Below are 24919 nucleotides of genomic sequence, written 5' to 3'. Positions count from 1 at the left end.
CCTCCCGACACGCCGATCAACTACCTCGCAGATGCGAGGTGATCAGCCCCCATGTGGCGAAAATGCCGTGCGCAACATACATGAAGTCCCGCATCTGCCCCACCGGCGGAAACGGCCTGGAGCATCGGCCGAACGGCTCGCCCGCCATGCCCGGCAAACGCCCCGGCCCCTTGGCGGAAACACCCGCGCCGGACGGGAATCCAGAGCCGGCGGTCCCGGCGGCGATGATGGGAGCCGCACCGCGCACCACTCGGCACACGAAGCAGGAGCACCGCCCATGGCACGTCGGGTACACCAGCCGCTGGAGAACCAGGAGTTCGACTTCATCCTCGGCATGGCCGAGGGGCCGGTTCTCGCCTACTTCATCGGGACCTGGCCCAAGGCCCTGGAGCCCTGCCGCGCGATGGACGCGCTCGTGGCGGAGGCGGCCGAGGACTACGGCTCGCGCCTGACGGCGATCCGCACCGACATGACCCGCTGCCCCGAACCGACCAGGCGCTTCGCCGTGACCGGCGCCCCCACCGTCGTCCTCGTCAAGGACGGCGAGGCCGTGGCGAGCCACGGCGGCGCGATGAGCCGCGCAGAGCTCCGCGCCTTCCTGGACGCCCATCTCTGAGCGTCCGGGAGGCCGTTCGGCCGGGCGGGCGAAAGCGGTCCATCTGGCCGAAAGTGGCATAGGTCAGATAGGTGCCTTGGGCATGTAATGGATTCCGGCGAGACGGACCCACGGAACCATGCTTACGAGGTGCTGCATGTCAGAGACCGTTGCCTTTCCCCAGGACCGAACCTGCCCCTACCACCCGCCGACCGCGTACGACCCGCTCCGCGAGGGCCGGCCGCTCTCCCGGGTCACCCTCTTCGACGGCCGCTCGGTCTGGGTGGTCACCGGGCACGCCGAGGCGCGCGCCCTGCTCTCGGACGGACGGCTCTCCTCCGACCGGCGCAACGAGGCCTTCCCCGCCCCCACGAAGCGGTTCAAGGGGCTCCAGAACCGGCGTACGGCCCTGCTCGGCGTGGACGACCCCGAGCACAACACCCAGCGCCGGATGCTCATCCCGAGCTTCACCCTGAAGCGGACCGCGGCCCTGCGGCCCGCCATCCAGGAGACCGTGGACCGGCTGATCGACGCGATGGTCGCCAAAGGCCCGCAGGCCGAGCTGGTGGGCGACTTCGCCCTGCCCGTCCCCTCGATGGTCATCTGCGCCCTGCTCGGAGTCCCGTACGAGGACCACGAGTTCTTCGAGGGGGCGTCGCGACGGCTGCTGCGCGGGCCCGAGCTCGCCGACGTGGAGGCCGCCCGGGACCAGATCAACGGCTACCTCGCCGATCTGATCGAACGCAAGCGGACCGACCCGGGCGACGGGCTGCTGGACGAGCTCGTCGCGACCCGCCTGGAGACCGGCGAGACCGACGTCGAGGAACTGGTCTCGCTGGCCGCGATCCTGCTCGTCGCGGGCCACGAGACCACGGCGAACATGATCTCGCTCGGTACGTTCACCCTGCTGCGGCACCCGGAGCAGCTGACCGAACTGCGCACCGACCCCTCGCTGATCTCGGTGGCCGTGGAGGAGCTGATGCGCTTCCTGTCCATCGCGGACGGCATGCTGCGGGTGGCCACCGAGGACATCGGGATCGGCGGAGTGACGATCCGCCCGGACGACGGGGTGGTGTTCTCCACCTCCGTCATCAACAGGGACCCCGCGGTGTTCGCGCGGCCGGACGCGCTGGACTGGCACCGGTCCGCCCGGCACCACGTCGCGTTCGGCTTCGGGATCCACCAGTGCCTCGGGCAGAACCTGGCCCGCGCCGAGATGGAGATCGCCCTCGGGACGCTGTTCGCGCGCCTGCCCGGGCTCCGCCTGGCGGCCGAGCCGGACAGGATTCCGTTCCGGCCCGGCGACACCATTCAGGGCATGGTCGAACTCCCCGTGGCATGGTGAGGAACATGTCGCCACAGCGCATCGACATCAAGACGGACGTCTGCATCGGCGCCGGGCAGTGCGCCCTGACCGCACCGGACGTGTTCACCCAGGACGACGACGGCTTCAGCCAGGTGCTCCCGGGCCGCGAGGACGGCAACGGCAGCCCGCTGCTGCGCGAGGCCGCCCGGGCCTGCCCGGTCGCCGCGATCAGCATCGAGGAGGAGTGACCGCGCCACCGTTTGAAGCAGCGGGCTGACGGGAGCCCGTACGGCTCAGAGCAGGGTCACGGCCCGGCGCTCCAGCTCCAGCGAGCGGTCCACGAGTTCGGCGCATTCGTCGAACAGGGCCCGCCGCGCGGGGGCGTCGGAGTCCGGTTCGGCCGTACGGGCCAGGTCCGCCAGCCGCGACCAGTGCCCGGCGGAGTCCCGCAGGAGCGCGGCCGCCTCCGGCCGCCCGGCGAGGTCGAGGAAATCGGCGTACAGCGGCCGGGTTGCGCCGGGGGCGGTCCACTCCTCCTCCAGGCAGGCGTACAGCCGCCCGGTGCCCGCCCGGAAGGCCTCCGGGCCGGCGAACCGCCGCTCCCAGCCCGTCCTCGTGGTCCGGTCGCGCAGCTGCGCGGCCAGCTTCTCCATGCCGGAGAAACCGAAGTTGACGTCGAACTGGTTGCCCAGCACCGGCCCGGTGAGGCGGGTGACGGTCGCGGCGACGGCCCCGTCGACGTCCGGCTCGCCCTCGGCCGGCCCGGTGGGCACGATGAGCTGGTGGCGGCCCTTGCGGTGCGCGGTCCAGGCCGCGCCGAACTCCTCGCGGTCGATCCGGTACGGGGTCTCGGCCCCGTCCTCGACCAGCAGGTCGTCGCCGTCGTATCCGGCGATGACGACGGTGTACGGGTCGGCGCCGATCATCTCCGCGTCGGGGTCGGCCTCGTGCCAGGGCAGCGACGACCGGTCGACGACGCAGAAGGCGGGCTGGCCGCCGTCGAGCGCGGCGCGCACCCGGCCCCAGCGGGGTTTGGTGGCGCGCGTGGCGTCGTAGGGGATGTGCAGGCGCCGCAGCGCCACCTGCACCCAGGGCTCGGGGTGGGCCTGCGCGACGATCGTCGCGATGGGCGGCCGGCCGGCGTACTCGAACACGAAGTACATGAAGCCGATCCCGCCGGCCAGGCCCGCGATCAGCTCCTCGTCGTGGGCGCTGCCCAGGGCGTGGCGGATCAGGGAGGCCTCGCGATGGCGTCCGGTTCCGAAGTCTTCGTACACGAGCACAGTCATGCGGTCAGCCTAGCCGCGCGCCACCCATGGACCCGACGGGGACTTCCTGTACAGTTGTCCAGGAAGTTGCCCCGCTGATGCTGCTCCGGCAGCCCGCGAATCGGAGGTGGCCGTGCACACGGTCGCGCAGGTCCTCATAGGTGTCGTCGCAGCCCTGCACGCGTACTTCCTGGTCCTGGAGATGTTCCTGTGGCAGCGGCCGCCCGGCCGGGCCCTGTCGGGCTTCGACGCGGACCTCGCCCGCCGCACCGCGCCGCTCGCCGCCAACCAGGGCCTGTACAACGGCTTCCTGGCCGCCGGCCTGGTCTGGTCGCTGGTCATCGACTCGCTCGCCACGCAGGTCTTCTTCCTCGTCTGCGTGATCGTCGCCGGGCTGTACGGGGGCGCGACCGCCAACCGCCGCATCCTCCTCGCCCAGGCCCTGCCCGGCGCCCTCGCCCTGGGCGCGGCGCTGCTGGCCGCGTGAGCCGGGGCCCCGCGGGGCCGGGACCCGGTGAGCCCGCGGACCGCACGGGTCCGAGCGCGAGGACCGCATAAGCTCAAGGGCCGATGAGCCTGGAGAACGCATGAGCCCCGAGGACCCGCGCACCGCCCGCACCAAGGCCCGGCTGCGCGAGAGCCTCCTCGCCGAGTGCGCGGACCGGCCGCTCGGGGAGGTCAGCGTCTCGGCGGTGGTCCGCCGGGCCGGGGTCGGCCGCGCCACGTTCTACCTGCACTACGAGGACCTCCCGGCGCTGGCCGTCGACGCCTGCGCCGATGTGGTCCACGCGGCGGTCGACGCCCTGCACGCCTGGCAGACGGAGCCCGGGGCGCGGGCCCCGGGCCGGCCCCCGGCCGCACTGGCCGGCTTCCTCGCCGACGCCGCCGCCCACGGGGCCCTCTACCGCACCCTGCTCCTGCCGGGCGGCGGCGGCCCGCTCGGCGAGCGGCTGCACCGGGAGCTGCGCGCCCGCGCCCGCGCCGAGCGGGCGGCGGCCGGGGCACCCAACGCCGACCTGGTCGCCACGGCGGTGGCCGCCACCTTCACCGGGATCCTCGCCGACTGGCTGCGCGACAGCGTCCCCGGCTCCCCGGCGGAGCTGGCCGACCACCTCTGGGCGCTGCTGCTGGCGCTGCACCGCGCGGGATCCCTGCCCACCGCCCCGTGACAGCCATGAGCCCCGCCGGACCGACCGGCGGGGCTCATGTCACGGGCTGGGCTCGTGAAGTGGCGTCACAGTGGCGTCACCGTTGGGGAAGTACGTTCTCCGCCTGCGGGCCCTTGGGGCCCTGGGTGACATCGAACTCGACCTTCTCGTTCTCCTGCAGCTCCTTGAAACCGGTGCCCTGGATGGCGGAGAAGTGCACGAACACGTCGGGGCCGCCATTGTCCTGCTGGATGAAGCCGAACCCCTTCTCCGAGTTGAACCACTTCACGGTGCCTGTTGCCATCAGTACTGATCCTTCTCAACGTTCCACGCGGGCCGCACGTGCGGTGCAGCCGACCCAATCCTGCCCACCCGCCACACCCACCACACCTCAGGCGCGGCCGATCGGGGCAGGTTCGAACTATTGACCGGCCAACTCGGCGGGGTGCGGGCCGGGCGCCGGGGCGGCGGCCCGGCGCGGGCCGCCGGCCCGGCAGCCCAGGCAGTGCGCGTGGCCGGTCCGCGCGCCGACGTCGCGGGTGCGCCAGTCCCACTCGGTCCGCGGCCGGGACCCGCTGGGCTTGCCCCAGCCGGCGAGGTGCAGCACCCAGGTGACGACCGCGGCGGCGGCGACGAGACCGAGGCCGAGCCAGACCCCGGGCATCCAGGCCGCGCACACGGCGGCCCCGGCTCCGGTACAGCCGATCAGGGCCAGGACGGTGCCGGTCCACCCGGCGACCGTGTGGCCCATGTCGACATCTCCGTGCGCGCTCATGATTCTCCCCAGACGGACGGGCGGCAGTAGGCTCGAAAGGCGAGATGTCTTAGTGAACAAGATAAGCATCTCACGAGCTAAGTTACTTAGATGCTAAGGAGTATCCGCGTGCAGGGCAAGTCCCGCCCCTCGGCCACGGCCCAGGAGGCGCTGTCGCGCATGGACCGGTACGTCGCACTGGGCCTCATCGGCCAGCAGGAGGTCGCGCAGCTGCTGGGGCTGAACGTCACCGACCTGACCTGCCTGGGCCACGTCCTGGGCGCCGGGGACGACCCGCTGGGCGCCGGAGACCTCGCGGAGCTGACGAACCTGACCACCGGCGCCGTGACCGGGGTCCTCAACCGCCTGGAGCGGGCCGGCTACGCCCGCCGGCAGCCGGACCCCGCGGACCGGCGCCGGGTGCGCGTGGTGGCCGACCCGGCGGCGGCCGCCCGGGTCGTCGCCGTGTACGAGCCCTTCTACGCCCGGCTCGGCGCGGTGTTCGCGCAGTACTCCCCCGACGAGGTCGCCGTCATCGCCGACTGGTTCGCGCGGGCGACGGTCGAGATGACCGCCCACCTCGCCGAGGTGCGCAGCGGGCGGCTGGGGCCCGCGGCCCCGTGACGGGCCGGCCGTCCCGGTGGCGGCCCCGCGGCCCCGCAGCGGACCCGCAGCGGACCCGGTGCGGGCCCGCTGCGACGGGTGCCCGATGGTAAAATTCGTCTTTTCACGTCTCACGGAAGGTTCTGCATGAAGAACCCGTCGGTTCACGGGCGCTTCGGCATCAAGGCCGGAGCCAAGGCAGGCGCCAAGGGCGGTGCGAAGTCGGGCGGCAAGACCCCCCGGACCGCTCCCCTGATGGGCGAGTTCGCGATGCCGAAGACGGTCGAGCCGGCGCTGCCGCCGGTGGGGGCGTTCTCCGAGCTGGACCTGCCCCGTGAGCTGGTGACGACGATGACCGACCTGGGGGTGACGCAGCCGTTCCCCATCCAGGCGGCGACCCTCCCCAACTCCCTGGCCGGCCGCGACATCCTCGGCCGCGGCCGCACGGGCTCCGGCAAGACGCTGGCCTTCGGCCTGGCCCTGCTGGCGCGCACCGCGGGCCGCAAGGCCGACCCGAAGCGCCCGCTGGCCCTGGTCCTCGTACCGACGCGCGAGCTGGCGCAGCAGGTGACCGAGGCGCTGACCCCGTATGCGCAGGCCCTGGACCTGCGGATGGCCACGGTGGTCGGCGGGCTGTCGATCGGCCGGCAGGTGAGCGCGCTGCGCACCGGCGCCGAGGTCGTCGTGGCCACCCCCGGACGCCTCAGCGACCTGGTCGGGCGGCGCGACGTCCATCTGGAGCGGGTGAAGATCACCGTCCTCGACGAGGCCGACCAGATGTGCGACATGGGCTTCATGCCCCAGGTCACGGAGATCCTCGACCAGGTGCACCACGCCGGGCAGCGCATGCTGTTCTCCGCCACCCTGGACCGCAACGTGGACCAGCTCGTGCGCAGCTACCTGAAGGATCCCGTCTCCCACACGGTGGACCCCTCGGCGGCCTCGGTGGGCACGATGGACCACCACGTGCTGCACATCCACGCAGCGGACAAGTACTCCGCCGCCACCGAGATCGCGGCGCGCGAGGGCCGGGTGCTGATGTTCCTGGACACCAAGCACGGGGTGGACCAGTTCGTGAAGCACCTGCGGGCCATGGGCGTACGGGCGGAAGGACTGCACAGCGGGAAGTCGCAGCCTCAGCGCACGCGCACGCTGGCGCAGTTCAAGACCGGGGCCGTCACGGTCCTCGTCGCGACCAACGTCGCCGCGCGCGGCATCCACATCGACGACCTCGACCTGGTCGTGAACGTGGACCCGCCGGCCGACCACAAGGACTACCTGCACCGGGGCGGCCGCACCGCGCGCGCGGGCGAGTCCGGCAAGGTCGTCACCCTGGTCACCCCGAACCAGCGCCGGGACATGGTCCGGCTGATGGCCGACGCCAAGATCCGGCCGACCACCACCCAGGTCCGCTCGGGTGAGGCCGCGCTGAGCCGGATCACCGGTGCGAAGGCCCCCTCCGGGGTGCCGCTGGCGGGCGCCGAGCCGACCGACGCCAAGGGCCGGCCCTCGGGCACGGACCTCGGCTTCCGCGGTATCGGCACCCGGCCGGGCCGGCCCGGGGCGGGCAAGGAGTCCCGCAAGACCTCGGAGGCGCGCAAGCTGGCCGAGGCGCGGCGCGCGGCCCGGGTCCGCAAGGGCGGCTGACCCCGCCGGCGGTTGCCGCCTCGACACGACGGCGCCGGCCCCCGCCAAGGGGGCCGGCGCCGTACGCGCGTCCGTGGGCGGGCGGCCGCGGGCTCAGCCCCGGCGGCGGCGCCGCCAGGCCACGATGGCGCGGGTGACCACCGGCGGCAGCAGGTCCTTGGCGAGCCTGCGCCAGGCGACTCCGGCCCGCGGCCGCGGTCCCGGCTGGTGCGCCGTACGCACGGGCTCCGGTGCGGGCTCGGGCGCCGGATTCAGCGGCTCCGGGGGCGCGGGCGGGACGGCTCCCTCGTCGCCTATGCGGACCAGGGACTGGCCGGCCACGAGGTCCACGCCGTGCCACAGGTCCGTGCGGCCCTCCAGCCAGGTCAGCAGCTCCGCCTGGTAGGGAGCCGCGTCGCCCCAGGTCGCGTAGAGCTTCGACGCCGAGACGGCGATGAGGTGCAGGTCGCCGGTGGCCACCGCGGCCCACACGGCGGCGGCGACGCCGGGGCAGTGCTCGGAGCGGTAGTCGTCGAAGACCACGACGGCGTCCGGGGCGGCCACGACGCGCGAGGACTCGATGTCCTGGACGACGTGCTCGTAGAGGTGCGAGGCGTCGATGTGGATGAACCGGCAGCTCGCCGGGCGGACCCGGTCGGCGACGACGAAGGTCGGCGCCTGGATGATCGTGGGGAGCGCCTCGCGGAAGGCCAGGTAGTTCGTCTCGAAGCCGCGGCGGGTGAGCGTGGGGTACGAGTCCTGCATCTCGGCGAGATTGGAGTCGTCCGGCGCCGGCGAATCGAAGAGGTCACATACGGTGAACTCCTCGCCCTCCCGCAGGTATCCCCCGAGGAAGATCGCGCTCTTCCCCATGAAGGCGCCGAGTTCGAGCAGATCGCCCGGCTTCTCCTCCCCGCCGTCGCGGCGGGACAGGAACCAGTCGAAGAGCACCTGGTCATAGCCCGAGAACCAACCGTTGACCTGGTTGTACGCGGTCGGTGCGGGCGGGGCCGGCTCGCCGTCGGGGGTGGTGACGGGAGCATGGGAAACGTGCGACACGGAGAGCAGCCTCCAGTGGAACGGCATCGGAATCAACGCTGATACCCGGCCAGGTAGGCAGACCTTAAACCCTCGAACGGCCGTGTGACGAGACTCCTGTGCGGAGCTGACAAAACCGCTGCCGCCCGCATCCGTCTTGCCGCGGATTGCCCCCTTGTTCCTCCCGGACCCCCACCGCGGGCCCATCGGCCCCCACCGGCCCCCACCGGGCTCCCGCCTTCCCTCCGGGCTCAGCCCGTGGCGCTCCGGCGGCGCAGGCGCGCGGCGGCGGCGGTGCGCACGCGGTGGGTGCGGGCCGTGGCGGCGAGCAGGCCGAGCGCCTCGTACGAGGTGAGCGACTGGGCGGCGGTGCGCTGGCACCAGTCGGAGGCGGCGGTGAGCTCGGCCGGGGACCACGGCTCACCGTCGGTGATCGTCTTGAGCAGGGTCCATTCGCGCAGCCTGCGCGCCGGGAAGGCGCGGGGGCCGATCGCGCTGCCCAGGGCGCGCGCCCAGCCGGGGAAACCCGGGTCGGCCAGCAGCTGGGCGGCGCGGCGGTCGAGGTGGGTGACCACCGCGCTCTCGGCCATCACCGGGTCGCGGTCGCGCAGCACGGAGGCGACGGCGTCGGCCTCGCCCACTCCGGCGGCCGCCGCGGCGGCCAGGGCCTCCAGGTGACGCCCGTAACGCCAGTGCTCGGGCACGGTGGCCGTGCCCTCGGCCCCTGTGTGGTTCTCACTTCTCCCCATGCACCCATTCCACACGACCCCTCTGAACGCCTGGTGTCCAGGGGTGCCTCAGCCCCGGCCCGGGGGCACCAGCAGCAGGGCCTCCGAGCCGACCGGGCGGAACCCGGCGGCCTGGAAGGCGCGGATGCTGCGTGCGTTGCCCGCGGCCTGCTGGGACCAGAGCGGCTCCCCGTCGGGGACGAGGTGGCGGGCGGCCCGGGCCAGGTCCCTCCCCAGGCCCCGGTGACGGACGCCCTCGTCCACCTCGATCGCCGTTTCCCAGCGGCCCCCGACGCCGCGCCCGAGGACGAGCACTCCCCCGTCGGCGGCCCAGACCCGTACGTCGTCACGGCGGCGCAGGGCCCGGCGCACCCTGGGGTGGTCGGGGTCGTCGACCTCGCGCAGCTCAAGCGGCGGGTCGCCGGGCAGCGCGCCGGCGACGGTGAGCAGGTCGATGGTGTCGGTGGTGCGGCGGGTGCGGTCCATCAGGGCGGCGAGGAAGCGGGGGTGCATGGTCGCCGCCAGGGCGTCGCATTCGAGGGCGGCGAGGGAGGAACGCACCCACTGCGGGTCCTCGTCGGTGAACACGACGGAGTGCGCGGTGAAGGCGATGACACCCGCGTCACGCGGACCGGGCTGGGGCACCACCGTCGTTCCGCCGTCGGCCGGCGGAAACTCCCCGGCGGCCGCCGCGGCCAGGATCTGCGCGAGCGTGCGGCCCGTACGTCCCATGCCCGTCAGACCTGTTCGAAGCGGAAGGACTTGATGAAGCAGTCCCGCGGCTGGCCGACGGCGAAGAAGACGCAGTCCACCAGCGACTGGGCGGTCAGCGGGTCCTTCGCCGTGCGCGGGGCGCCCTCCCACTGCGGGGACAGCGGGTCGTGGTTGTCGAAGTCCGGCGGGTAGAGGGAGATGACGCGGACGCCGTGCGCGCGCAGCCGGCGGGAGAGGATCTCGGTGAATCCCGCCTGGGCGGACTTGGCGGCGTAGAAGGCGTCGTGCGCGTCGGAGCGGTGGTTGCCGCTCTCGCCGCAGCCGGAGACCATCGTCACGATGTCGGGCTTGTCGGAGTTCAGGAGCAGCGGCAGGAAGGCCCTGGTGACGAGGACGGTGCCGGTGGCGCCGGAGGCGAGGGTCTCGACGATGTCCTCGTCGGAGGCGGAGAGCAGGTCCGGACCGTGCTGGTAGCGGGAGCCGTTGTTGAGGAGCACGTCGACGCGGTCGGTGCGGGCGGACACCGCGGCCGCGAATTCCCGCACGGAGACCGGGTCCGCGAGGTCGCACGCGTACGCGTGGACGCGGTCGGCGTCGTGGCCCTGGGCGAGGATCTCCTCGCGGACGCGGGCGGCGGCTTCCGGGGTCCGCGCCGAGAGGTGGACCTCCGCTCCCCGCGCGGCGAACCGGAGGGCGAGGGTCCGCCCGAAGTCCCGCCCGGCGGCCGTGATGACGATGCGGTGGTGTTCAAACCCCATGGCTGCTCTCCGAGTTCCGTGGTCGCTACACGGGCATGATCGCAGCCGCGCCGTACGTCCGTTCGGCGGGGGGCGGCGTCCGGCTGGGCCCGTTCGCTACCGGGGCCCCCGTACGGCGAACTCGTTGCCGTCCGGGTCGAGCATCAGCACCCGGCCGCCGTCGCCCCCGCCGGGGTCGGCCCGCGTCGCGCCGAGCGAGACCAGGCGGTCGATCTCGGCCCCCAGGTCGGCGCCGGCGAGGAGCGCCAGCTCGAAGTACAGCCGGTTCGTGCCCGTCTTCGGCGGCACCGGAGGGCCACCCCAGGTGATCTTCGTGCCGCCGTCCGGCGACTGGATCGCGGTCTCCTGGTCCTGGTCCCAGACCAGCGGCCAGTGCAGTGCCTCGCTCCAGAAGTAGCCGACCTCCCGGGTGCCGTCGCAGGCCAGTGCGCCGATGAAGCCGGTGTCGGCGAGAAACCTGTTGCCCGCTTCGATGACGCAGAACTCGTTGCCGTCCGGATCGGCGAGCACCACGTGACCCTCTTCGGGGAGCTGGCCCACGTCGATGTGCCGTCCGCCGAGTCCCAGCGCCCTGGCCACCGTGCGTTCCTGATCCTCCCGGGAGGTGCTCGTCAGGTCGAAATGCGCCTGGTTCCGGCCGGTCTTCGGCTCCCCGCCCGGCAGGAAGCGGATGCGGAACCCGTCGGCACCGGGGGGCAGGACCGTGGCGCCGCCGTCCGCGCCGTCCGCACCGTCCGCCGTCTCCCAGCCCAGGACCCCGGACCAGAACCGCGCCAGGCCCGACGGCCGGGTCGCGTTGAAGCAGATCGCGAACAGTCGACTGGTCATGCCCGTGCATCTCCGATTCGCCGACGGCCGGTACGGCGCCCCGGCCGCCCCGCGGGCGCAGCCTAGGGGCGCCGTGCGGCGGCCGCACCCGGGTTTTCGCCGCGGCACGGCCGGGCGTGCCACTTGGTCAGTGGTCGGGGTCCTCCTCCGGGAGCTCGGTGAGGGGGGTGCGGGGTGACGGCGGGAGGGCGAGGCGGCTGCGGGCCTCGTGGACCGCTGCCAGTTCGGCGTGGCCGGCCGGACCCCAGTCGGTGAGTTCGCGGACCTGCTCCGGGGTGGCCAGCAGGCGCGCGTACCCCGGGTCGCCGGCCGGGAGCGGCGAGGGGAGGCGGGCCACGGTGCGGGGATGGACCGCCCCGTCGGCGTGGCGGTAGCCGAGCGGCACGCAGGCCGGCACCGGGGGCGGGAGGTGCGCCGAGCCCGTGGTGCGGGAGATCAGCAGCAGGACCCGCCCGTCGGGGGCGAACAGCCAGGCCGAGGGCTCCCGTACGGGCGGCCCGGCGGGCACCGGGCCGGGGTGCCAGGTGCCGTGGAGGGGGGTGCGGCGGGTGCGCAGGACCCCGAGCCGGTCCAGGGCGGTCGCCAGGGTGGGGCGGCCGTCCTCCAGCAGGGCGGGGCCGCCGCCGTTGATGCGGGCGCGCAGCGCCGACAGGGCGCGGCGGGCGTCGCCCGGGTCCATCAGGGCGGTGAGGTCGGCCGGTTCGGCGAAGTGGACGGCGGTGATCTCCTGGGCCGGGAGGCGGATCCCGTCGATCCGCTCGGGGGTCCAGGTGCCGCCGTCGTACACGTGCATGATCTCGCCCGGGAATCCCATCTCGGGCGGGATGCCGGGGGTGTCGGCCGGGATCCAGTCCACGGCGAGCCCGCGCGGGTAGCGGCCGTCGACGCCGAGTTCCTCGCGCACCTCGCGGGCCGCGGCGGCGGCCGGGGACTCGCCCGCGTCCACGGCGCCGCCGGGCAGCAGCCGGTCCGGGCGGTAGTCGACGCTCTGGACGAGGACCCGGCCGTCCGCGTCGGTGACCAGGACGACGGCTCCGGTCCAGAGCGCGGCCCTCGAAGCCCCGTACTCCTGCGGTGTCATCAAGGTGCCCGGCCGGCCTCCGGCACCCCCGTCCTCGTCTTCGCTCACGGCCTCGTCGGTCAGCTGCGGCATCGGAACTCCGTTCACCGTGGATGGACCCCCGGCCTGTGCAACAGCCCTTGCCGTCACGGGGTTACGCCGCTCCCCCCGCGCGGCCGCTGACCACCGCTTTACCGACCCCATACCTCCTTATTACCTTGTTACGCCTTCGCTGGTACGTTCCTCTCGCGGACTGGCGGCTTGAAACCCGCCGGTCCGACCACGCCACCGCACCACCGCGCCACGCCACCGCGCCCCTCGGCGCCCCCGTGAGTCCGCCGTCCGTCACTCGTGTGTGTGACCGTACGTAGGTACCGGCGGCCGCCATACGGCAGGGTGGGCGGATGCTGTTACGCCGGGCGGCCCTGCCCCTGCCCCTGATCCTCGCCGCGGTGGCGCTGACCGCCGGGTGCGTGACCGTACGGCCCGAACGCCCCGTGCAGGCGGCCGGTACGGCGCCGGCCGCCGGGCCGGAAGCGGTCGCCGGAGCACTGCCGTTGGGGCGGCTTCCCGCATCGCAGACTCCGGCCCCGCCCGCGCCCGAGCCTCCCGCGTCGGCCGCCGCCCACGAATCGCAGGGCCGGGTTCCACCGCCCCGCAACCGCGAGCGTGCACCCGACCGGCCGGCGCGGCCCGTACGCCCGGCACCGGCGCCCAAACCCCGCAAGCACCCGCCCGTACCGCCGAAGCCCCGGCCCGCGCAGCCGCGTCCGTACGACATGAGCTCCCTGTGCGAGGCCGCCAAGGGCACCGTCCACCCGTCCATCGTCGCCCTGTGCCGGTAGATGTGGATCATCCGTGTGGATTCGGCCCGGCTTCCGGAGCGCGCGGAACGGGTTCGCTTGGATGGGCGGCGCGGGTCCGACCCGAGGCCCGCACCTCCTCCACCCCCAGGGAGTCGCCATGGCGAAGATCGCCCTGTTCGGCGCGACCGGCACCATCGGAACCCGTGTCCTGCGAGAAGCGCTCGACCGCGGCCACGAGGTCACCGCGGTGGTCCGCGATCCCGAGAAGCTCGCGGACTCCGGAGCCGAGGTGATGCAGGGCGACGTCCTCGATCCGCACTCCGTCGCCGACGCGGCCGCCGGCCGGGACGTGATCGTCAGCGCCGTCGGCCCCGGCGCCGCAGACCCGGCCGTCCTCGTGAGCGCCGCCAAGTCCCTGATCGGCGGGGTCTGCACGCCCGGCCCTGACCTGCCCCGTCCCCGGGTGATCGTCGTGGGCGGGGCCGGCTCGCTGCGCACCCCCGAGGGCTCGCTGGTCCGGGACGCGCCGGGCATCCCGGAGCCGGTCCGCGCGCTCATGCGGGCCCACGGTGAGGCGCTGGACTTCCTGCGGACCGTTCCCGTCGAGGAGGTGCGCTGGAGCTGCCTGAGCCCCGCCGCGCAGATCGCGCCGGGCGCGCGGACGGGCACGTACCGGCTGGCCCTCGACGACCTGGTCGTGGACGAGGACGGTCTCAGCCGCATCTCTACCGAGGACTACGCGGTGGCCCTGGTCGACGAGATCGAGCGCGACGCGCATTCCGGGAAGCGGTTCACCATCGGCTACTGACCGGCGGCTACCGACCGGTCGGCGTGTCCGGCGCCTCCTCCCCCGCATACGTCCCCGTGAGTTCGGCGCCGATCCGGGCAAGCCACTGGCGTACCTCCGGCGGCTCCAGCACCTCGACCCCCGCCCCCAGCCCTGCCAGATGCCCTGCCAGCGCCCGGGCGGCCGGCCCGTCGACCCACACCTCGGTCCAGCCGTCGGGCAGCTGGCCGCCGACGCGCACCCGGCCGCCGAGGAAGCGCTGCAGCAGGGGCAGCGTGTCGGGGCGGACCCGGGCCCGCGCGGTCACCGCGTACATGCCGTCCTGAAAGGCCGCGGACAGCACCCGCCACGCCGCGGCGAGGTCGAAGTCCGGCGGCCGCACCACCGGTTCGCCGGTCGGTTCGACGGAGGTGACCCGGCTGAGCCGGAAGGTGCGCAAGCCCTTCTCGGTACCGGCGACGAGGTAGTCCACCCCGGCCTTCGCCACGAGCCCGAGGGGGTCGACCGTCCGCTCGCCGGCCGGTTTGCCGACGCCCGCGTACCCGAGCCGGACGCGTACCCCGTCCACGACGGCGCCCTGGAGCGCCGTGCGGTGGGCGGCGTCGGCCGTGAGGGCGTTGCGGGACCAGTCGGTGGCGTCGACGACTCCGGCACGGGTGGCGGCCTCGGCATGCGGCCGCAGGGTCGGCGGCAGGGCCCTGACCAGCTTGCGCAGAGTGGTGCGCAGTTCGGGGGTGGCCGACAGGGGGCCGGCGACGAGGAAGAGCGCCCGGATCTCGTCGGCGGTCAGTCCGGTGAGGTTGGTACGGGCCCCGCCGACGAGGGACCAGCCGCCGCCGCGGCCGCGCTGCGAGTAGACGGGGATGCCGGACGCGGCCAGGGCCTCCAGGTCGCGGCGCGCGGTGCGCTCGGACACCTCCAGTTCGGCGGCCACTTCGGGGACGGTGACGCGGCCGCGCTCCTGGAGGAAGAGCAGGGTCGCCACCAGCCGGTCGGCTCTCATGTGCCTCTTTCCTCCTGTGCGGGCTTCCTCGTCGTCGCCGTTTCATTCTCCTCGGGAAACTGGCCAGAAGGTGGCCACTTTCCCTTTCAGGATGAACCCATGAACAAGACCGAGCAGCTCATCGAGACCGCGTCCGACTCCACCGGCACCGCCGCTCCCTCCTCCTTCGATCCCCGGGCCGACCTCGCCGCCGCCGTCGAGCTGGCGGGCCGTACGCTGGCCGCCGTCAGGCCCGAGCAGTACGACGCCCCGACCCCCTGCGAAGAGTTCGACGTCCGGCGGCTGTCGAGCCACCTCGTCGCCGTGGTTCGCCGGATCTCGGTGATCGGGCGCGGCGAGGACCCGTTCAGCGTCCCGTCCTTCGCCGACGAGATCGCCGACGGCGGATGGGCGGCGGCCTGGGAACCGGGCGCCCGCGAGATCGCGGAGGTGTGGGGAGATCCGGACATCCTCGGCCGGCAGCTGCGCCTGCCGATCGGTGTCCTGCCGGGCGCGGCCGCCGCGGCCGTCTACACCCACGAACTCACCGTGCACACCTGGGACCTGGCCACGGCGACCGGACAGGCCCCGGAGTGGGACCCGGCCCTGATCGAGCGGGTGATCGGCGTCGTACGCCGCGCGCTGCCGGCCGAAACCCGCGGCGGGCGGATCCCCTTCGCCGAGGTGGTGGCCGTGGACCCCGGCGCCCCGGCCATCGACCGGCTCGTGGCCTGGGCAGGACGCCGGCCCTGAGGGACCGGGTTCGGGGGTTATTGGGTGGATGGCCCGGCTTCGGATACATAGAGTGACGGCGGACCCCGTCGTCGAGCTGGAGCCGGCCATGCGCACGCACTACCCCCGCACCCCGCACCTGCCCTGGTCCCCCGGGGCGGCGGCGGACGACGTGCGGGCCGCCGGGCTCACGGCGCTGGCCGGGCGCGAGGTCGTGGTCACCGAGAAGCTGGACGGGGAGAACACCACCCTGTACGCGGACGGGCTGCACGCGCGCTCGCCGGACTCCGGCCACCACCCTTCGCGGGCCTGGGTCAAGGGCCTGCAGAGCCGGATCGGCGCCGGCATACCGGCGGGGTGGCGGGTCTGCGGGGAGAACCTGTACGCACGCCACTCGCTCCCGTACGAGGACCTCGACAGCTGGTTCTACGGGTTCTCGGTGTGGGACGGGGAGCACTGCCTGGACTGGGACCGGACCGTGAGCTTCCTGCACGGCCTCGGGGTCCCCACCCCGCGGGTGCTCTGGCGGGGCGTCTTCGACGAGCGCGCGCTGCGCAGGCTGCGGCTCGACACCACCCGGCAGGAGGGGTACGTCGTACGGACGGTGGCCTCCTTCGCGCGGGCGGAGTTCGGGCGGTGTGTCGCCAAGTGGGTGCGCGGCGGCCACGTGCAGACCGACACGCACTGGATGTACGCGCAGGTGGTGGCGAACGGGCTCGGTCCGCGGGCCCCGCTGTGGGCGGTGCGCTCGGGTTCCGAGCCCGATGCGGGACAGTTGGCGGCCGCCGTCGGCCTGGAGTCCGCTCCGGTCGGCCGGGGCGAGTCGTACCGCGCGGGAGTGGAGCCGGCCGTCGCGGCGGTCGAGCCGGCCGTCGCGGGCGTCGAGCCGGTCGTCGCCGAGGTGGCGGGACGGCTCGACGCGGCGGGCCGTACCGGCGAGGCCCGCCTGGCCGGGGTACTGGCCGCCGTACTGCACCGCGCGCCGCGGGCCCGGATCGCGGCGCGGTCGGCGGCGGGGCCGCTCGGGATGCCGCTGGCCCGGCGGGTGGCCGACCTGGTCGGGCTCCACCCGTACCTGCAGCGGCCGTTCCCGGACGAAGGGCGGCGGGCCGGACTGGCCCGGATGGCCGTCGCCGCCGATCTCGGGGTGCTGCACGCGCTGGCGGGGGCGGCGGCGGGTGACGCGCAGGCCCGCGAGCGCGTCGAGTGGTCCGCGCTGTACGCCGAGGAGGCCGGGCTGCTCGGAACCGATCCGCTGGGGCCGCTGCGCGAGGGGCTGCGGGAGGCCCTTGGCGACCTCGGTCCGGACGCGGCGGACCGCTGCTGGGCGGAGGCCCGGGAGGCGTTCGGGCGGGGCGGGATCTCCACCGCCGGGGAGGCGGTGGCCGCGACCTGGCGGTGGCGGGACGGGAGCTTCCCGCGGCTGGTGCAGCTGTGCGGTCCCTCGGGCAGCGGCAAGAGCACGTACGCCCGGAGTCTGCCGGGCGTGGCCGCGTACATCAGTCTCGACGATCTGCGCACCGCGCGGGGTTCCCGGTCGGACCAGCGGGCCAACGCCGACGTGCTGCGCGAGGGCCTGGACCGGCTGGACGCCGCGCTGGCCGCGGCGGCGGGCACGGGGGGCACGGTGGTGTGGGACGCCACCTCGCTCACCGAGCGGCAGCGGGGGTCGGCGGGTGCGGTCGCGCGGCGCCGGGACGCGCTGGTCACCCAGGTCGTGGTGCTGGTCGAGGAGGCGGAACTGGTCCGGCGCAACGCCGTCCGGACCCATCCCGTACCGGCGGAGGTACTGACCACCCAGCTGCACCGGTTCAGTCCGCCGTATCCGGGGCAGGGGGCGGCGCACCGCATCCGGTACGTCGGGGCGGGCGGGACGGTCGAGGACACGGCGGGGACCATCGGGGCCGCGGCGCAGACGACGACGCCCGCAGCCGCGGGCGCGACCGTGGGCGGGACCGTGGGCGAGGACGGCTGATGCGCACCAGTGAGGAGCTCTACCACCAGGTCCGCTGGGACCCCCGCTTCGATCCGGCCCGCTTCGTCTTCGGGCTGCACCAGCGCGGGGCCCCGCCGAAGCGCGTCCCGCTGCCCTCCTTCGTGCCGGGCGGCGACATCCCCTGGCACCGGGTGCTGTTCGTCGAGGCCGACGGTGAGCTCGTCTGGGACCGGGCGAGCGGCGTCGACCGCATCGACTCCACCGAGGCCGGACGGATCAGTGAACCGCGGCTGCTGCGCGCCCCGTTCTTCACCGCCCGGACCCCGCACGCGTGGGATCCGGCGGGCGGCGGCGCCTGGCGTCCGGCCGGGACCGGACCCGTGGCACCGGAGCCCGTCCCGGGGTCGGGACCGAGGTCGGGGTCGGGGTCGGGGTCGGGGTGCGTACGGCTGCTGACCTGGAACACCCTGTGGGACCGGTACGACGCCCCGCGCATCGACACCGCCCGGCGCAGGCCGATGCTGCTGGCCGACCTGGCGGCCGCCGACGCGGATGTGATCGCCCTCCAGGAGGTCGAACCGGCCCTGCTCGACATGCTGTTGGCGCAGCCTTGGGTGCGCGCCGGATACACGGTGGGCACGGATCCGCGCGGCAAGGACGTGGCAGCGAGCGGGCTGCTGGTGCTGAGCCGACTGCCCGTACGCGAGGCGGGGCTGCACCTGCTGGGTCCGCACAAGGCGGTCGCGGCGGTGGCCGTGGACACGGCGGGTGGCCCGCTCGTCGTGGCCTCCGTCCATCTGACGAGTGATCACACGGAGAACGGGGCCGGCCGGCGCGGCGACGAACTGGCCCGGATCAGCGAGGGGTTGAGCGGTGTCGAGGCGGACGTGGCGCTGCTCGGCGATTTCAACGACGGCCGCTGCGGACCTCAGGGCCCGGCGGCGGCGCTGGGCATGCGGGATGCCTGGACCGAAGCGCACGGGGCGCGGGACACCACGCCGACCTTCGATCCGGTGACCAACCCGCTGGCCGCGGTGGGTTCGCTGTCGGGGCGGCCCGGACGGCTGGACCGGGTCCTGCTGCGCTCGGCCGGAGCGCGGGTGCGGGAGGCCGCGCTGCGGGGCGACTCACCCGGTCCGGAGGGGCTTTACATCTCCGACCACTTCGGGGTGGAGGCCGTGGTGGACTTCGCGGAGGGGAGCGAGGGCCGCGCGGTGCTCAACGTACGGGCGACCGCGCGGACGGCGGTGGCCTGGCTGGCGCCGCACGATCCGGTGGTCGAGGAGCTGCGCCGCGACCACGACCCGGCGGCGCGCCGCTGGCCGGCTCACGTGAACCTGCTGTTCGGCTTCGTTCCGGAGTCCTCCTTCGAGGCGGCCCTGCCCCTGTTGGCCGAAGTGGCCGGGCAGACGGCGCCGTTCACCGCCCGGCTCGCGGGAGTGCACAGCTTCGGGCACCGGGAGGACGCCACGCTGTGGCTGGACCCGGCGGCGGCCGGCGACGAGCCGTGGCAGCGGCTGCGGCGAGGGCTCGCGCAGCGGTTCCCGGGGTGCCGGGGGCGCGACGGCTTCACCCCGCACCTGACCCTCGGACGCAGCAGGGACCCGCAGCGGGCCCTGGCGGAGTTCACCGCGCGACTCGGCGGGACCGGGAGCGGGACGGCGGCCCGCGTCGGGGAGCTGGCGGTGCTGTCCCGGCGCGGGGACGGGCCGATGCGGGTACGGGCGACGGTGGAACTCGGCACGGGTGCGTGGCGGTGGGTCCCGGACCCGGCGCCCGGGGCACCACCGACCCATGAGGCCGCAGCCGCAGCCGGGGCCGCCGGGGCGGAGGCCAACGGCGCGGCTGACGGCGTGGCTGACGGCGCGGCCGGAGCCGAGGCCCTCACCGCCCGGATCGCGCGAGCACTGGGCGACGGCGCGGTGCACCTCGCGGGGTCCCGCCGCATGGGCTGCGCCCTGCCCGGAGCCGACCTCGACCTGATCGCCGCACTCCCGGGCGCCGCCGGGATCGCGGAGGTGCGCAAGCGGGTCGCGGCAGCGCTCCCGGAGGCGGAGCGGCTGCGGGAGGTCGTCGGTGCGCGGGTGCCGGGGCTGCGGCTGCGCGCGTCCGGTCTCGACGTGGACCTGGTGGTCGTCGGCACGGGCGCGGTCGATCCGGCGCAGGCGGTGCGGCGGCGGACGGAGCTCGGCGAGGCGGCCGCGGTCGCGCTCGGCGCGGTCGGCGACGCCGATGCGGTACGGGACTTCGTGGGCGGCCAGCGGCATGCGCAGTTCGTCGGGCTGGCCCGGGAGGTCAAGGCGTGGGCCCGCGCCCGGGGCCTGGACTCGGCGCCGTTCGGCGGGCTGCCGGGGCTGGCCTGGGCGGTGCTCGCGGCCCGTACGGTCCGCGAGGCCGGCGACCTGCCCCCCGCGGCCCTGCTACGGGAGTTCTTCGGCACCTGGGCCGCCTGGGACTGGCGCGACCCGATCGCCCTGCGCGGACCCTTCCCGTCCACGTCACCGGGCCGCAGTGCCGGCCCGGGCCCGGGCGACCCGGTCACGGTCCTCACTCCCTCCGAGCCGGTGCGCAGCTGTACGCCGCAGGTCGGCCCGGCGCTGCGCGACCTGCTCGTACGGGAGCTGTACGAGGCGTGGGAGTGCCCGCAGGCCGGTCCGCCGCCGCTGCACCGCCGGCACGCGGCGTGGGCGGTGGTCACCGTACGGGGTGCCACTCCCCCGGAGTTCGAGGAGTCCCTGGGGCGGATGCGGGGCCGGATGCGCGCCCTGCTCGGCGCCCTGGAGGCCGGGGGCGTCGGGGGCGCGCACGCCTGGCCCCGCCCCTTCGAGCTCGGCGACACCGCGGCCCGGTACGCGATCGGTCTCGGCGCCACGCCGCCCGACGCGGCCCGGCTGGCCGCCCTCTGCGCCCCGTGGGCGCCGGCCCTCCCGGGGGTCGAGGTCACGTGGGCGGAGTGCGGGGCGGTCCCCACCCTTGCCTGAACCGGGTGCTCGCGGCCGACAAGTAGCGAACGCACGGCAGCATCCGCCCCCGGGATCGAGGTCATTCCCCGAACAGCCCCGAACCCCCCGGCCACCTTGACCGCTCCGTCCCGCCCAGCAGGCGCGGCGGGACGGAGCGGTCAGGAGCCTCAGTAGAGCCCTGCCCCTTTTTTTCGTCAACACTTTTCACAAGGATTGAAGAAACCCCAAGTTCACAGGCATGAAAGCCAGTTGACACACCTCCCGGCCTTCACTTCATGAACGCTGAACCTCTTGACGGTCCTCTCGGCGGCGCAGTTCACTCACGCTTCGATCCCCCGGATCCAAGACGTCAGGAGTGCCCCCCATGCCCCGCCTCTCCTACCATCCACCACGCCTCACCGCGGCGGCCCTCACCACGGTCCTGATCGCGGCCCTCCTCGTGCTGCTCCCCGGCAGCGCCGCCCAGGCCGCGCCCGTCCTCCTGTCCCAGGGCAGACCCGTCACCGCCTCCAGCCAGGAGAACGCCGGCACACCCGCCTCCGGCGCCGTGGACGGAGACAACGCCACTCGCTGGTCCAGCCAGTTCGCCGACCCGCAGTGGATCCAGGTCGACCTGGGCGCCCCGGCCCGGCTCAGCCAGGTCGTACTGCGCTGGGAGACCGCGTACGCGAAGGCCTACCGGATCGAGCTGTCCACCGACGGCGCGGCCTGGAGCACCGCCTACTCCACGACCGCGGCCACCGGCGGCGTCGCCACCCACGACGTCAGCGGCACCGCCCGCTACGTCCGCGTGTACGGCACCCAGCGCGCCACCGAATGGGGTTACTCCCTGTACGAGTTCCAGGTCTTCGGCACCTCCGGCGGGGGGCCCGACCTCCCCGGCGGCGGCGACCTCGGCCCCAACGTCATCGTCTTCGACCCGTCGACCCCGAACATCCAGGGCAGGCTCGACGAGGTGTTCCGGCAGCAGGAGTCGGCCCAGTTCGGCACGGGCCGCTACCAGTTCCTGTTCAAGCCGGGCACGTACAACGGCCTCAACGCCCAGATCGGCTTCTACACCTCCGTCTCGGGTCTGGGCCTCAGCCCCGACGACACCACCATCAACGGCGACGTGACCGTCGACGCGGGCTGGTTCGGCGGCAACGCCACCCAGAACTTCTGGCGTTCCGCCGAGAACCTCGCGCTCAACCCCGTGAACGGCACCGACCGGTGGGCCGTCTCCCAGGCCGCGCCCTTCCGCCGGATGCACGTCAAGGGCGGGCTCAACCTCGCCCCGGACGGCTTCGGCTGGGCATCCGGCGGCTACATCGCCGACTCGAAGATCGACGGCCAGGTCGGCAACTACTCCCAGCAGCAGTGGTACACGCGCGACAGCTCGATCGGCGGCTGGGGCAACGGCGTCTGGAACCAGGTCTTCTCCGGGGTCCAGGGCGCGCCCGCCCAGTCCTTCCCCAACCCGCCGTACACCACGCTCGACACCACGCCCGTCTCCCGGGAGAAGCCCTTCCTCTACCTCGACGGGTCCGAGTACAAGGTCTTCGTCCCGGCCAAGCGCGAGAACGCGCGCGGCACCTCCTGGGGCAACGGCGCGCCGCAGGGCACCTCGCTCCCGCTGAGCCGTTTCTACGTGGTGAAGCCGGGCACCACCGCCGCGACGATGAACCAGGCTCTGGCCCAGGGCCTGCACCTGCTCTTCACCCCCGGCGTCTACCACGTCGACCAGACCCTCCAGGTGAACCGCGCGGACACGGTCGTCCTGGGCCTCGGCCTGGCCACGCTCGTCCCCGACAACGGGGTGACCGCGATGAGGGTCGCCGACGTGGACGGGGTGCGGCTCGCCGGGTTCCTGATCGACGCGGGCCCGGTCAACTCGCCGAGCCTGCTGGAGGTCGGCCCGGCCGGAACGGCCACGGACCACGGCGCCAACCCGACGACCGTGCAGGACGTGTTCATCCGGGTCGGCGGCGCCGGCCCCGGCAAGGCCACCGTGGGCATGGTGATCAACAACCACGACACGATCGTCGACCACACCTGGATCTGGCGGGCCGACCACGGGGACGGGGTGGGCTGGGAGACCAACCGCGCCGACTACGGGTTCCGCGTCAACGGTGACGACGTACTGGCCACCGGGCTGTTCGTCGAGCACTTCAACAAGTACGACGTCCAGTGGAACGGCGAACGCGGCCGCACGGTCTTCTACCAGAACGAGAAGGCGTACGACGCCCCCGACCAGGCAGCGATCCAGAACGGTTCCACGAAGGGCTACGCGGCGTACAAGGTGGCCGACTCCGTGACCGTCCACGAGGGGTGGGGCCTGGGCAGCTACTGCTACTACAACGTGAATCCGACGATCCGTCAGGACCACGGATTCCAGGCACCGGTGAAACCGGGGGTGAAGTTCCACGACCTGCTCGTGGTCTCGCTGGGCGGCAAGGGGCAGTACGAGCACGTCATCAACACCACGGGCGCCCCGACCTCGGGAACGTCGACGACCCCGTCCACGGTCGTCTCCTTCCCCTGACCTCCGCCCCCATCGGCTCCGGGAGACCCCGGTATTCCGGAGCCGATGGCCGGCATCGGCCAACCGGTGCGCGGGGCAAGGGCGTTCTGTCAGAATTCGCTTCCGGCAGAGCGTGCGCGCACGGAGGATGCAATGGCTGTGTCAGTGTCACCGGTGTTCATCGCGTCGGCCCTGCTCCTGATCGTCCTGGTGGCCTTGGCCATCAAGGCCACGCATGTGATCCCGCAGGCCAGCGTCGCCATCGTCGAACGCTTCGGCCGCTACCGGCGCACCCTCAGTGCGGGCCTCAACATCGTCGTCCCGTTCATCGACTCGATCCGCAACCGCATCGACCTGCGCGAACAGGTCGTGCCGTTGCCGCCGCAGCCGGTCATCACCCAGGACAACCTGGTCGTCACCATCGACACGGTCGTCTACTACCAGGTGACCGACCCCCGTCCGGCGACGTACGAGGTCTCCAGCTACATCCAGGCCATCGAGCAGCTCACCGTCACCACCCTGCGCAACATCGTCGGCGGCCTCGATCTGGAGGAGACGCTGACCTCCCGCGAGGAGATCGACGCGGCCCTGCGCGGGGTCCTCGACGAGAGCACCGGCAAGTGGGGCATCCGCGTCAACCGCATCCAGCTCAAGGCGATCGAACCGCCGACCTCCATCCAGGACTCGATGGAGAGGCAGATGCGCGCCGAGCGCGACAAGCGCGCCGCGATCCTCCAGGCCGAGGGCGTGCGGCAGGCCGGCATCCTGCGCGCCGAAGGGGAGAAGCAGGCGGCGATCCTGCGGGCCGAGAGCGACGTGGCGGTCGCGGAGATCCACCGCCGCTCCGCCCACGCGGCGGCTCCGGCCCCGGTCCCCGTGCAGCCCGTGCGGCACGATCCGCTGCTGCCCGGCGATCCCCGCCGCCTCGGCCGCTACCGGCTGACCGCCCGGCTCGGAGAGGGCGGGATGGGGACGGTCTACCTGGGGCTGTCACCCGGTGAGCGGCGGGTGGCGGTGAAGGTCGTACGGGCCGACCTGGCGGCTGATCCGGGGTTCCGCAGGCGGTTCGCCCGGGAGATCGACTCCGTGCGCCGGGTGGGCGGCTTCCACACGGCGCAGGTGGTGGACGCCTCGTCCGAAGGAGAACAGCCCTGGTTGGTGACGGAGTACATCCCGGGCCCGTCCCTGGCCGCCGTCCTGCGGGAACACGGCGCCCTGCCGGCCCGGACCGTGCGCACCCTGGCGCTGGGAGTGGCCGAGGCGCTGGAGGGGATCCACGCCTGCGGGATCGTCCACCGCGACCTGAAGCCCGGCAACATCATCATCGCGGAGACGGGCGCGCGGGTGATCGACTTCGGTATCGCGCGGGCGCTGGACGCCACCGCCCTGACCCGGACCGACTACTTCGTGGGCACCCGGGGCTTCCTCGCCCCGGAGCAGCTGACGGGGGCGCCGCTCACCCCGGCCGTCGACGCGTACGCGTTCGGAATGGTGCTGGGCCACGCCTGCGGGGCCGCGCCGTTCCCGCCGGGGGCGGCGCTGGAGCCGGCCCTGCGGCTGCTGCCCGCCGACCTGTCGGCGATCGTGGGGTCCTGCCTCTCGCCCGACCCGGCGGCCCGGCCGACCCCGGCGCAGATCCTGGAGCGCCTGGGCGGCGGGGACGGCAAGCCGGCCGGGGACTGGCTGCCCCCGGCCGTACGGACCATGGTCGACCTGCACAGCCTGCCGACCGTGACGGCAGGTTGAGGCAACCCCAGACCCGCCTCAGACCTGCCTCAGACCCGCCT

Annotated in this window: 24 protein-coding genes and 1 pseudogene; 15 read left to right on the top strand and 10 right to left on the bottom strand. The window is 73.9% G+C overall.

Annotation, left to right across the window (positions count from 1 at the left end; genetic code table 11):
* Positions 1 to 277 precede the first annotated feature (277 nt).
* The 3 genes from ACFYXV_RS10835 to ACFYXV_RS10825 all read left to right on the top strand — a co-directional run bounded on the left by ACFYXV_RS10835 (position 278) and on the right by ACFYXV_RS10825 (position 2149).
* Entirely contained in the window at positions 278 to 616 is a 339-nt protein-coding gene (locus tag ACFYXV_RS10835) for a thioredoxin family protein (protein ID WP_385470693.1), read from the top strand.
* Positions 617 to 752: 136 nt separating this feature from the next.
* Complete coding sequence (locus ACFYXV_RS10830; protein WP_389382658.1) at positions 753 to 1940, top strand: cytochrome P450; 1188 nt, start codon at positions 753 to 755, stop codon at positions 1938 to 1940.
* Positions 1941 to 1945: 5 nt separating this feature from the next.
* Positions 1946 to 2149: a ferredoxin gene (locus ACFYXV_RS10825; protein WP_385470697.1), complete on the top strand. Its 204-nt coding sequence runs from the start codon at positions 1946 to 1948 to the stop codon at positions 2147 to 2149.
* Positions 2150 to 2194: 45 nt separating this feature from the next.
* On the opposite strand, the gene ACFYXV_RS10820 is transcribed toward ACFYXV_RS10825, so the two are convergent.
* Positions 2195 to 3190, bottom strand: a complete 996-nt coding sequence (locus tag ACFYXV_RS10820; protein ID WP_389382657.1) for a BtrH N-terminal domain-containing protein — start codon at positions 3188 to 3190, stop codon at positions 2195 to 2197.
* 112 nt (positions 3191 to 3302) lie between these two features.
* Between ACFYXV_RS10820 and ACFYXV_RS10815 the strand changes: the two genes are divergently transcribed.
* Together ACFYXV_RS10815 and ACFYXV_RS10810 are read left to right on the top strand one after the other, a co-directional pair.
* Positions 3303 to 3656 carry a DUF1304 domain-containing protein gene (locus tag ACFYXV_RS10815; protein ID WP_389382656.1) on the top strand — a complete coding sequence of 118 codons (354 nt, stop codon included), beginning with the start codon at positions 3303 to 3305 and terminating at the stop codon, positions 3654 to 3656.
* A gap of 100 nt (positions 3657 to 3756) precedes the next feature.
* Positions 3757 to 4338, top strand: a complete 582-nt coding sequence (locus ACFYXV_RS10810; protein WP_385470703.1) for a TetR/AcrR family transcriptional regulator — start codon at positions 3757 to 3759, stop codon at positions 4336 to 4338.
* A gap of 76 nt (positions 4339 to 4414) precedes the next feature.
* Here the strand turns inward: ACFYXV_RS10810 and ACFYXV_RS10805 are convergent, their stop codons facing one another.
* Positions 4415 to 4621: a cold-shock protein gene (locus ACFYXV_RS10805; RefSeq protein WP_366102945.1), complete on the bottom strand. Its 207-nt coding sequence runs from the start codon at positions 4619 to 4621 to the stop codon at positions 4415 to 4417.
* Between the two features lie 117 nt (positions 4622 to 4738).
* Positions 4739 to 5092: an HGxxPAAW family protein gene (locus ACFYXV_RS10800; RefSeq protein WP_389382655.1), complete on the bottom strand. Its 354-nt coding sequence runs from the start codon at positions 5090 to 5092 to the stop codon at positions 4739 to 4741.
* Between the two features lie 108 nt (positions 5093 to 5200).
* Here ACFYXV_RS10800 and ACFYXV_RS10795 point away from each other — a divergent pair, with 108 nt between their 5' ends.
* A complete protein-coding gene (locus tag ACFYXV_RS10795; RefSeq protein ID WP_385470708.1) occupies positions 5201 to 5695 on the top strand; it encodes a MarR family winged helix-turn-helix transcriptional regulator in 495 nt (164 codons plus the stop codon).
* 126 nt (positions 5696 to 5821) lie between these two features.
* Positions 5822 to 7321, top strand: coding sequence for a DEAD/DEAH box helicase (locus ACFYXV_RS10790; protein WP_389382654.1), 1500 nt, complete (start codon positions 5822 to 5824; stop codon positions 7319 to 7321).
* 93 nt (positions 7322 to 7414) lie between these two features.
* On the opposite strand, the gene ACFYXV_RS10785 is transcribed toward ACFYXV_RS10790, so the two are convergent.
* From ACFYXV_RS10785 to ACFYXV_RS10760, 6 genes are all read right to left on the bottom strand, one after another.
* Entirely contained in the window at positions 7415 to 8359 is a 945-nt protein-coding gene (locus ACFYXV_RS10785) for a class I SAM-dependent methyltransferase (RefSeq protein WP_389382653.1), read from the bottom strand.
* A 230-nt stretch (positions 8360 to 8589) separates the two neighbouring features.
* On the bottom strand, positions 8590 to 9087 hold the full coding sequence (locus ACFYXV_RS10780) for a hypothetical protein (protein WP_385464483.1): 498 nt from the start codon (positions 9085 to 9087) through the stop codon (positions 8590 to 8592).
* Between the two features lie 48 nt (positions 9088 to 9135).
* A complete protein-coding gene (locus ACFYXV_RS10775) occupies positions 9136 to 9798 on the bottom strand; it encodes a GNAT family N-acetyltransferase (RefSeq protein ID WP_385464486.1) in 663 nt (220 codons plus the stop codon).
* Positions 9799 to 9803: 5 nt separating this feature from the next.
* On the bottom strand, positions 9804 to 10538 hold the full coding sequence (locus ACFYXV_RS10770; protein WP_389382652.1) for an SDR family oxidoreductase: 735 nt from the start codon (positions 10536 to 10538) through the stop codon (positions 9804 to 9806).
* Positions 10539 to 10634: 96 nt separating this feature from the next.
* Entirely contained in the window at positions 10635 to 11366 is a 732-nt protein-coding gene (locus ACFYXV_RS10765) for a VOC family protein (protein ID WP_389382651.1), read from the bottom strand.
* Positions 11367 to 11493: 127 nt separating this feature from the next.
* Complete coding sequence (locus tag ACFYXV_RS10760; RefSeq protein WP_389382650.1) at positions 11494 to 12519, bottom strand: NUDIX domain-containing protein; 1026 nt, start codon at positions 12517 to 12519, stop codon at positions 11494 to 11496.
* A gap of 311 nt (positions 12520 to 12830) precedes the next feature.
* Here ACFYXV_RS10760 and ACFYXV_RS10755 point away from each other — a divergent pair, with 311 nt between their 5' ends.
* Positions 12831 to 13271, top strand: coding sequence for a hypothetical protein (locus ACFYXV_RS10755; RefSeq protein ID WP_389382649.1), 441 nt, complete (start codon positions 12831 to 12833; stop codon positions 13269 to 13271).
* A 118-nt stretch (positions 13272 to 13389) separates the two neighbouring features.
* Positions 13390 to 14040: an NAD(P)-dependent oxidoreductase gene (locus ACFYXV_RS10750; RefSeq protein WP_389382648.1), complete on the top strand. Its 651-nt coding sequence runs from the start codon at positions 13390 to 13392 to the stop codon at positions 14038 to 14040.
* 7 nt (positions 14041 to 14047) lie between these two features.
* On the opposite strand, the gene ACFYXV_RS10745 is transcribed toward ACFYXV_RS10750, so the two are convergent.
* Complete coding sequence (locus tag ACFYXV_RS10745) at positions 14048 to 15022, bottom strand: helix-turn-helix transcriptional regulator (RefSeq protein WP_389382647.1); 975 nt, start codon at positions 15020 to 15022, stop codon at positions 14048 to 14050.
* 99 nt (positions 15023 to 15121) lie between these two features.
* On the opposite strand from ACFYXV_RS10745, the gene ACFYXV_RS10740 reads away from it, so the two are divergent.
* The 6 genes and pseudogenes from ACFYXV_RS10740 (at position 15122) to ACFYXV_RS10715 (ending at position 24878) form a co-directional block, all read left to right on the top strand.
* A complete protein-coding gene (locus tag ACFYXV_RS10740; protein ID WP_385464507.1) occupies positions 15122 to 15754 on the top strand; it encodes a TIGR03086 family metal-binding protein in 633 nt (210 codons plus the stop codon).
* An 88-nt stretch (positions 15755 to 15842) separates the two neighbouring features.
* Positions 15843 to 17708, top strand: coding sequence for an RNA ligase family protein (locus tag ACFYXV_RS10735; protein WP_389382836.1), 1866 nt, complete (start codon positions 15843 to 15845; stop codon positions 17706 to 17708).
* Positions 17708 to 20650, top strand: a complete 2943-nt coding sequence (locus ACFYXV_RS10730) for a poly(A) polymerase (RefSeq protein WP_389382646.1) — start codon at positions 17708 to 17710, stop codon at positions 20648 to 20650. The genes ACFYXV_RS10735 and ACFYXV_RS10730 overlap by 1 nt, the downstream gene beginning before the upstream one ends.
* Before the next feature lie 346 nt (positions 20651 to 20996).
* On the top strand, positions 20997 to 23153 hold the full coding sequence (locus tag ACFYXV_RS10725; RefSeq protein WP_389382645.1) for a discoidin domain-containing protein: 2157 nt from the start codon (positions 20997 to 20999) through the stop codon (positions 23151 to 23153).
* Between the two features lie 132 nt (positions 23154 to 23285).
* Positions 23286 to 23966: pseudogene (locus ACFYXV_RS10720) on the top strand (SPFH domain-containing protein); the annotation flags it as partial.
* A complete protein-coding gene (locus ACFYXV_RS10715) occupies positions 23949 to 24878 on the top strand; it encodes a serine/threonine-protein kinase (protein ID WP_389382835.1) in 930 nt (309 codons plus the stop codon). The pseudogene ACFYXV_RS10720 and the gene ACFYXV_RS10715, both read left to right, overlap by 18 nt.
* Positions 24879 to 24919: the final 41 nt, after the last annotated feature.

Origin of the sequence: Streptomyces sp. NPDC002181, assembly GCF_042890485.1 — a bacterium.
Taxonomy (GTDB): Bacteria; Actinomycetota; Actinomycetes; order Streptomycetales; family Streptomycetaceae; genus Streptomyces.
The sequence above is the reverse complement of the archived record's forward strand: the minus strand, read 5'-3'. Positions and strand labels throughout refer to the sequence as shown.